Source organism: Kribbella catacumbae DSM 19601 (genome assembly GCF_000372465.1).
Taxonomy (GTDB): Bacteria; Actinomycetota; Actinomycetes; order Propionibacteriales; family Kribbellaceae; genus Kribbella; species Kribbella catacumbae.
The window spans coordinates 127,344-135,835 of record NZ_AQUZ01000023.1; the positions used below are offsets into that span (position 1 = coordinate 127,344).

Consider the following 8,492-nt stretch of genomic DNA (forward strand, 5'->3'; position numbering starts at 1 on the left):
GGCTGGGCGTTACTGTGATGCGTCATCGCCGCTGTTGCGGGGTTGGCTATGGGTTTCGTTGCCCAGGTGGTAGATCGTCATTGCCTGCCGTGGCGTCGTTACGTCCAGTTGTCCGCAGTCGGCCAGTTGCTGTAGGACGCGTACGACGATGGACTGGGCGTCCACTCCGAAGTGGCGGCGCAGGGCCTCACGGGTGTCGGAGTGGCCGAACCCGTCGGTTCCCAGCGAGGCCCAGGGCTTGGGTACGAACGGTGCGATCTGGTCAGGTACTGCCCGCATCCAGTCGGAGACAGCCAGAACCGGACCGTCAGTCTCCTTCAACCGTTGGGTGGCGTAGGGGATTCGGGGCGGCTGGTCTGGATGGGCCAGGCTCCACTCTTCGGCGGCGAGGGCATCGCGGCGTAGTTGGGTCCAGGAGGTGACTGACCACACGTCGGCTTGGACTCCCCAGTCGGTTTGCAGGAGGCGTTGCGCTTGCACTGCCCAGGGCATGGCGATGCCTGAGGCAAGGATCTGCGCCTTCGGGCCGTCGCCGGACGCAGCGGGTGAGTAGCGGTGCATCCCGGCGAGAATGCCGTCGATGTCTACGTCGGCGGGTTCGGCCGGCTGCGGGATCGGCTCGTTGTAGAGAGTCAGGTAGTAGAAGACGTTCTGGTCCTCGCCGGGGCGCGGTTCGCCGTACATTCGGCGGAGTGCGTCGGCGGTGATGTGGCCGAGCTCGAAGGCGTACGCGGCGTCGTACGCGATGCACGCGGGGTTGGTCGATGCCAGCAGCAACGAATGGCCGTCTTGGTGCTGCAGGCCTTCACCGTTGAGGGTGGTGCGGCCGGCCGTGGCGCCGAGCAGGAATCCTCGGGTCATCTGATCTGCCGCGGCCCACAGTTGGTCGCCGGTGCGCTGGAAACCGAACATCGAGTAGAAGATGTAGAGCGGGATCATCGGCTCGCCGTGCGTGGCGTACGAGGTGCCGGCAGCGGTCCACGAGGCGGCGGAGCCGGCCTCGGTGATGCCTTCATGCAGGAGAACGCCGTGGGTGTCTTCCTGGTAGCTCAGGATCTGTTCCCGGTCCACCGACAGGTAGTTCTGTCCGTGGGGGGAGTAGATCTTCTTGGACGGGAACAGCGAATCCAGCCCGAAGGTGCGGGCTTCGTCGGGGATGATCGGGACGAACCGGTGACCCAGCTGTGGGTCTTTCATGAGGTCCTTGAGCAGCCGGACGAATGCCATCGTGGTGGCGACCTGTTGCCGGCCGGAGCCGCGCAAGGCGACCTCGTACGCCGCGACGTCGGGCAGCACAAGGGGCTTGCTGTGGACTCTGCGCGCGGGCAGGTAGCCACCCATGGCGCGGCGTCGCCCGTGCAGATATTCGAGTTCCGGTGAGTCCTCCGGCGGCCGGTAGTAGGGCGGCTTCACCTCGTCCAGGGCTGAGTCGGGGATGTCCAGGAACAGCCGGTCCCGGAATCCCTTGAGGTCCTCGAGGGTCAGCTTTTTCATCTGGTGGGTGGAGTTGCGGCCCTCGAAGTGGGACCCAAGCGTCCATCCCTTGATGGTCTTGGCCAGGATCACCGTCGGCTGACCGGTGTGTTCGGCGGCCGCGCGGTAAGCGGCGTACAGCTTGCGGTAGTCGTGGCCGCCGCGTTTGAGGTTCCAGAGCTCGGTGTCGGACAGGTGCTCGACCATCGTGGCGGTGCGGGGGTCGCGGCCGAAGAAGTGCTCGCGGACGAACGCGCCGGACTCGGCCTTGAAGGTCTGGAAGTCCCCGTCGGGTGTGGTGTTCATCAGGTTCAGCAGTGCGCCGTCGGTGTCGGCGGCCAGCAGGGGGTCCCATTCGCGGCCCCAGATCACCTTGATGACGTTCCAGCCGGCGCCGCGGAAGTAGGACTCCAGTTCCTGGATGATCTTGCCGTTGCCACGGACCGGCCCATCGAGGCGTTGCAGGTTGCAGTTGACGACGAAGGTGAGGTTGTCGAGCTCTTCGCGGGCCGCGACGCCGATCGCGCCGAGCGACTCCGGTTCGTCCATCTCTCCGTCGCCGAGGAATGCCCACACGCGCTGGCGGCTGGTGTCTTTGAGGCCGCGGGCGTGCAGGTAGCGGTTGAAGCGGGCCTGGTAGATCGCGTTGATCGGACCCAACCCCATCGAGACGGTCGGGAACTCCCAGAAGTCCGGCATCAGACGCGGGTGCGGGTACGACGGCAGGCCACCGCCCGTACCGGCGTGGGAGAGTTCCTGGCGGAATCCGTCGAGCTGGTCGCTGGTCAGTCGACCTTCCAGGAACGCCCGTGCGTAGATGCCGGGGGAGGCATGGCCCTGGAAGTAGATCTGGTCGCCGCCGCCGGGCGCGTCGTGGCCGCGGAAGAAGTGGTTGAACCCGACCTCATAGAGCGCCGCGGCGGAGGCGTAGGTGGAGATGTGCCCGCCGACACCGATGCCGGGTCGCTGGGCCCGGTGGACCATGACGGCGGCGTTCCAGCGGTTATAGGCGCGGATCCGTCGTTCGACCTGCTCGTCGCCAGGGAAGTCGGGCTCGGCGTCGGGGGCGATCGTGTTGAGGTAGTCGGTGCTGCGCAGGTTGGACACACCGACGCGCCGGTCGCGTGCGCGCTGCAGCACGCTGAGCATCAGGTACCGCGCCCGGTTACGCCCGGCGTGGTCCACGACCTGGTCCAGTGATTCCAGCCATTCCTGGGTCTCTGAGGGATCCAGATCGAGGAGTTGGCTGTTCAGCCCCAGACTCTCCGGCAAGCCTTGTGGCGTGGACGTCATGACAGCTCCTTCAGGTCCGCGAAACGGTTCGGTGCTGCGAGCTGGAGTCTGCGGTGGTTCGCAGGCAGAGGCTTGATGGCCTTCGTCCGTTGAGGGTGAACCACAGCGACCGGGCAGGCTGCGTGCTGCAACACCGCCTGGCTCACCGAGCCCAGCAACATGCCGGCGAAGCCGCCGCGCCCATGCGAACCGACCACGACCAACTCGGCGCCATCAGATTCATCGATCAGCGCCTGGGCCGGATGACTGTGCACGAGCTTCGCTTCCAGGTCGATGCCAGGGAAGAGGGCTCGCCTGCTGTCCATCGCTTCGGTGAACAGTTGGTGCTCGATCTGCTCGACGATCTCCGCGGGGACGACCAGGGCCGGATGCTGCCGGGTGGGCATCGCGGCGTGCACGGCAGTGACTCCGACGCGGCGACGTGCGGCCTCCTGGAAGGCGAACCGGATCGCCGCGGTCGAGACCTCCGACCCGTCGACGCCGACCACGACCCGGCCGGACGGAACGGTCGGGAACGCAGTGCCGTCTCGGTGCGGGCGGACGACGATCACCGGGCACGGTGCATGGGTGGCCACGGCAGCGCTCACCGACCCCACCAGCAGGCCGCGGAAACCGCCCAGACCCCGGCTGCCTACGACCACCAGTGCGGCGCCCTGAGCCTGGCTCAGCAACGTCGGCGCAGCGCCGCCGGCGAACAGCTCACCGCTGACTCTGATGCCGGGCGCAACGTGGCGCGCGTGCGCCTCTGCTTCGGCCAGCACCCACTCAGCCGCTGATTGAAGACCGTCGTTCAGGTCGCCGGCAAAAATCATGTCGAGCGCGTTGCCGATCATCGGCGAGTTGAGGGTGTGAATGATGCGCAGCGGGCAACGCCGAGACGATGCCTCCGCGGCGGCCCAGGCCAGCGCGCCCTGCGCGGAGACCGAGCCGTCGACTCCGACCAGCACCGGCGGGCGGCCGCAATTGCTTACCGCAGATGTCTTCGTCATGTCGCCGCTCCGCTTCAGCTCTGGATGCCTTGCGGTTTCGACTGTGCCGTTCCGGCGACGCGATAGGTACGGCAACGATCGGCGAACCTGTGACGGGCCTAATGGCCGACGCCCGGCAACGATGCTCTACTGGGACAGCACCGCACACCTGCGTCGAACCCACGCGGAGGGAGTGAGATGAGCGACTTCGGCGGGCTACCAGGTCTCAGTGATAGCGCTCCGAGCAACGCCGACGAGGCCTGGCTGACAGCGATTGCGCAGGCGGCCGCCGGGGATTCGCAGGCGCCGCTGGAGCTGCTGGTCGAGTACCTAACTTTGCTTGCGGATGCTGCCATTTCCGGGCGTCGGCCGCGCGAGCACGAGTTGGCGATCGTGCGTGAACTCGGGCGCCGCGCCGCCGAACAGGGAATCCCAGCTGGACGGGTCGTCGACCTGTACCTGTCCGCGGCCTGGCGGATGTGGCGAGACCTCCCCGATGTCGTGCCGTACCGCGACCGCGACACAGTCCGCGCCTCGGCCCAGGCGGTACTGAGAGCCGTCGGGGAAGCGATCGCCGTACTCGTCGACAGCTACCAGGTGGCGACCAAAGATCTGATCCGGCAGGAGGAATCGCTGCGCCGCGAACTGGTTGACGACTTACTCCGTGGCGACCCCGACGTTTCCCGGATGGTCGAGCGCGCCGAACCGTTCGGACTCGACCTCGGTCGGCCCCACCTTGTGGTTCTGGCGTCTCCCGCGGACGGGCTGCCCGACGGTGACACGACAGCAGGCATGCTGGAGCGGTTCATCCTCGATCAGTTCGGGGACCGCGAAGTGCTGGTCGCCACCAAAGAAGGCCTTTTGGTGATGTTGCTCCCGGCAACCGCCCCCAAGTCGGCCCGCAATGCCGGCAAAGACGTCGGGGAACTCGTCCACAACGCATTGATCCGGCACCGGGCCGGTCGCAGCTGGCGGGTAGCCGCGGGCCGCGCCTATCCCGGCTCCTACGGCATCGCCCGCTCGTACGAGGAGGCGCGTGAGGCGCTGATGCTGGCCGAGCGGTTGCAACTCGAGACGCCCGTGGTCGATGCCCGCGACATGCTCGTCTACCGGGTTCTGATCCGCGACCAAGCCGCCATCGTCGATCTCATCCAGGCCGTCCTCGGTCCGCTCACCAAGGCCCGCGGTGGCGCTGAGCCCTTGCTGCAGACCCTCGAGGCGTACTTCGCGACCGGTGAGGTCGCCACCGAGGCAGCCCGGCGCCTGAACATGTCGGTCCGCACTGTCACTTACCGGCTGGACAAGGTCAAGACCCTGACCGGACACGACCCAGGCGACCCGGCACAGCGGTTCACGCTGCACATCGCCGTCCTCGGCGCACGCCTGCTCGAATGGCCTGCCCGGGACATTCCCTCAGGCACAGAGGCCCACGCCTAGCCAACGCTGGGTCCGCCGAAGGGCGCCATCCTTGCCGGGCGTCGGCCAACAGACCTGCCTCAGGTTCGCCGATCGTTGCCGTATCTGTCATCGCCTTGCCGCGACAAGGTTGTAGCTGTACTGGCGAGACCGTGGGATCCGCCGCCGCAAGGAGGTTTGTCGTGAGAGCCTATCGAGCCATCTGGCTGTTCTTCTGTGGTGCGCTTGGCGCCCTGGGCACCGTCGTAGCGTTCACCTGGTCCCTCTCGACGGTCATCCTGCTGGCCGTTCTCGCGGCCCTCACGGGTGGAGTCGTGGCCATGGTCGCTTTGGAGAACCCTGACGGCCCGACCCGGTCTCGGGGAGATCGACGAGGGATGGTGGCTCGTAGCACCGTCCTCTCCGCGGGTGGCACGGTCTCCTTCGTCGGCCTGGGTACCTTGCTGGGCGCCCCGACAACGGTCCTGCTGCTGGCGCTCACGGCAGGCGGGTCGCCGTACGCGATTTGCTACTGCCTGCGCTGGCTCAGCGATCATGGCCACCTGACCAGCTCGTCACCCCAGCCTGCTCACCCGGACCCTGCCGAGCGCTCGTCAGGGTCCGCGACAGCAGCCATCCTGGCGACCGAACCAGACCAGGCATCCAAGCCTGACATCGCGCCGGATGCCCTGAGCGACGACGCCTTGTGCCTGGCATGGCGGGCTAGCTTCTCGGCTCTGCAAAGGGCCAGTTCGCAGGCGCAACGGTTACGGATCGTCGATGAGCGCCGGGCATATCTCGACGAGATCGAGCGCCGCACGGCCCACGGCATGGCAGCGTGGCTGGCATCAGGACCGAGAGCAGCCGGCGACCCGAGCAGGTTCGTCCTGGGAGACAGCGCGGCCGGTCGGGCCCGCATTGACTGGGACCGCCTGCTCCACGACACGGACAACTGAACAATCACCACCGCTGGCAGCTGCCAGGGAAACCAGGAACGCGATGGCTAAGCTTGAACACCTCTACAGCTACTACGGTCAGAGCCCGTGGCTGGACAACCTCACCCGGGCCTATCTGCGTGACGGCACCCTGGCGCGCATGGTCGCCGACGGGATCCGCGGCGTCACCGCGAACCCGTCGATCTTCGCCCGGAGCATCTCGGGTTCGCACGACTACGACGAGCAGTTCTCGGCGCTGATGGCGGCCGGCAGGTCGGTGGACGAGGCCTACTGGGAGTTAGTGATCTCCGACGCCAGTCAGGCGCTAGCCGTGCTGCGGCCTGTCTTCGACGGCGGTGACTGCGTCGACGGGTTCGTGTCCGTGGAGGTGTCTCCCGAGCTCGCTCACGACGCGCCCGGCACGATCGCCGCCGCGCGGTGGCTGCGCCGTCGTATCGCCGAACCCAATCTGCTCGTGAAGATTCCCGCAACTGCCGAAGGTGTCGCCGCCGTCGAAACGTTGACCGGCGAAGGGAGCAGCGTCAACGTGACGCTGCTGTTTTCCCTGTCCCGCTACGCCGAGATCATCGAGGCCTATCTGTCCGGGCTGGAGAGGTTCACCTCGAACGGGGGCGATCCCTCGACGATCTCCAGCGTCGCCTCGTTTTTCGTCAGCCGGGTCGATACCGAGGTTGACCAGCGACTCGAGGCGCTCGGGACCGATGAGGCGCTCGCCCTGCGCGGCCAAGCCGCGGTCGCGCAGGCCAAGCTGGCCTACCGGTTGTTCACCGAACAGTTCGCTACTGACCGTTGGCACCGGCTCGCCGGCCTGGGCGCGGATATCCAGCGACCGCTGTGGGCCTCGACATCCACCAAGAACCCTGTGGACCGCGACACCCGCTATGTCGAGGAGCTCATCGGCCCTGACACTGTCACAACCTTGCCTGAAGCAACCATCGCCGCCTTCGAGGATCACGGCACGATGGCTCGCGCCGTCGACGCCGGTGTGCCGCAGGCCGCAGAACTGATGCTGGGGTTGGCGACAGTCGGAATCGACATGGCCGCCGTGGGTCGCACCCTGGAGGACAACGGCATCGCCAGCTTCGAAAAGGCCTACCGGGACGTACTGGCGAACCTGACGGAGCTGGCGGAAGCCCAGCGGTGAACCCGGCCGCAGTATGTCCAGCCGGGGTTGTGGTCACTCGGTGGGATCATCGCCCGGAGCCTGGCGCCTTGGGGAGTTGTTGTTCGACGTTCTCCTCCAGGTTTTCCACACGTCCTTCGTCGTCGCCGGCGTCCAGGAGGTTGTCGCGGGGAGCGCCGCTGTCCGGGTACTCCGCGAGCGCCAGTTCCGGGTGGTGTCGGTCGAAGGCAGGGCTCTCCGACCGGATCCGCGGCAGGCTGACGAAGTTGTGCCGCGGCGGCGGGCAGCTGGTGGCCCACTCCAGCGAGCGGCCCCAGCCCCACGGGTCGTCGACACCGACCGGCGGGGCCTTGCGCGACTTGTACACGTTGTAGAGGAACGGCAACGTTGAGGCCCCGAGGATGAAGGCACCGACGCTGGACACCTGGTTCAGCGTGGTGAAGCCCTCGTTCGCCCCGTACGACGCGTAGCGCCGCGGCATGCCCTCGACGCCCAGCCAGTGCTGCACCAGGAACGTCGTGTGGAAGCCGATGAACAGCAGCCAGAAGTGCAGCTTGCCGAGCTTCTCGTCCAGCATCCGGCCGGTCATCTTGGGCCACCAGNANTANAAGCCCGCGAACATCGCGAACACCACCGTGCCGAACACCACGTAGTGGAAGTGCGCGACCACGAAGTAGGTGTCGGTGACCTGGTAGTCCAGGACCGGTGAGGCCAAGATGACGCCGGTCAGACCACCGAACAAGAAGGTGGTGAGGAAACCGACCGACCACAGCATCGGGGTCTCGAACGACACCGAGCCGCCCCACATCGTGCCGATCCAGTTGAAGAACTTCACCCCGGTCGGCACCGCGATCAGGAACGACATGAACGAGAAGAACGGCAGGCTGACCGCGCCGGTGACAAACATGTGGTGCGCCCACACCGCCACCGAGAGGACGGCGATCCACAGCGTCGCGGCGACCAGGCCGATGTAGCCGAAGACGGGCTTGCGGCTGAAGACCGGCAGGATCTCGGTGATGATGCCGAAGAACGGCAGCGCGATGATGTAGACCTCGGGATGACCGAAGAACCAGAACAGGTGCTGCCACAGCAGTGGCCCGCCNTTCGCGGCGTCGAAGACGTGCGCCCCGAGTAGCCTGTCCGCCTCGAGCATCAGCAGCGCACCGGCCAGGATCGGGAAGGCGATCAGGACCAGGATCGAGGTCACCAGGATGTTCCAGGTGAAGATCGGCATCCGGAACATCGTCATCCCGGGGGCCCGCATGGTGATGATCGTGGTGACGA

The 8,492-nt window shown here is 66.7% G+C and carries 6 protein-coding genes; 3 read left to right on the top strand and 3 right to left on the bottom strand.

Annotation, left to right across the window (positions count from 1 at the left end; genetic code table 11):
* Positions 1-9: 9 nt before the first annotated feature.
* Together aceE and A3ES_RS48140 are read right to left on the bottom strand one after the other, a co-directional pair.
* Positions 10-2,766 (bottom strand): pyruvate dehydrogenase (acetyl-transferring), homodimeric type, encoded by a 2,757-nt coding sequence (gene aceE, locus A3ES_RS0123570; RefSeq protein WP_020389308.1) that lies wholly within the window; start codon positions 2,764-2,766, stop codon positions 10-12.
* Complete coding sequence (locus A3ES_RS48140; protein WP_083933631.1) at positions 2,763-3,755, bottom strand: universal stress protein; 993 nt, start codon at positions 3,753-3,755, stop codon at positions 2,763-2,765. Before A3ES_RS48140 ends, aceE begins: the two co-directional genes overlap by 4 nt.
* Positions 3,756-3,932: 177 nt before the next feature.
* Between A3ES_RS48140 and A3ES_RS0123580 the strand changes: the two genes are divergently transcribed.
* From A3ES_RS0123580 to tal, 3 genes are all read left to right on the top strand, one after another.
* Positions 3,933-5,171, top strand: a complete 1,239-nt coding sequence (locus A3ES_RS0123580; protein WP_020389310.1) for a PucR family transcriptional regulator — start codon at positions 3,933-3,935, stop codon at positions 5,169-5,171.
* 161 nt (positions 5,172-5,332) lie between these two features.
* The gene (locus tag A3ES_RS56205) at positions 5,333-6,085 is read left to right on the top strand and encodes a hypothetical protein (protein ID WP_020389311.1); all 753 of its coding nucleotides are present in this window, start codon (positions 5,333-5,335) and stop codon (positions 6,083-6,085) included.
* A gap of 43 nt (positions 6,086-6,128) precedes the next feature.
* Positions 6,129-7,229 carry a transaldolase gene (gene tal, locus A3ES_RS48150; protein ID WP_020389312.1) on the top strand — a complete coding sequence of 367 codons (1,101 nt, stop codon included), beginning with the start codon at positions 6,129-6,131 and terminating at the stop codon, positions 7,227-7,229.
* A gap of 46 nt (positions 7,230-7,275) precedes the next feature.
* Here the strand turns inward: tal and A3ES_RS48155 are convergent.
* Positions 7,276-8,492: cytochrome c oxidase subunit I (locus A3ES_RS48155; RefSeq protein ID WP_020389313.1), on the bottom strand; the 1,217-nt coding region annotated here is incomplete at its 5' end.

Coding starts and splice junctions, on each gene's coding strand:
- aceE (WP_020389308.1), bottom strand. CDS start 2,766: ATGACGTCCACGCCACAAGGCTTGCCGGAGAGTCTGGGGCTGAACAGC.
- A3ES_RS48140 (WP_083933631.1), bottom strand. CDS start 3,755: ATGACGAAGACATCTGCGGTAAGCAATTGCGGCCGCCCGCCGGTGCTG.
- A3ES_RS0123580 (WP_020389310.1), top strand. CDS start 3,933: ATGAGCGACTTCGGCGGGCTACCAGGTCTCAGTGATAGCGCTCCGAGC.
- tal (WP_020389312.1), top strand. CDS start 6,129: ATGGCTAAGCTTGAACACCTCTACAGCTACTACGGTCAGAGCCCGTGG.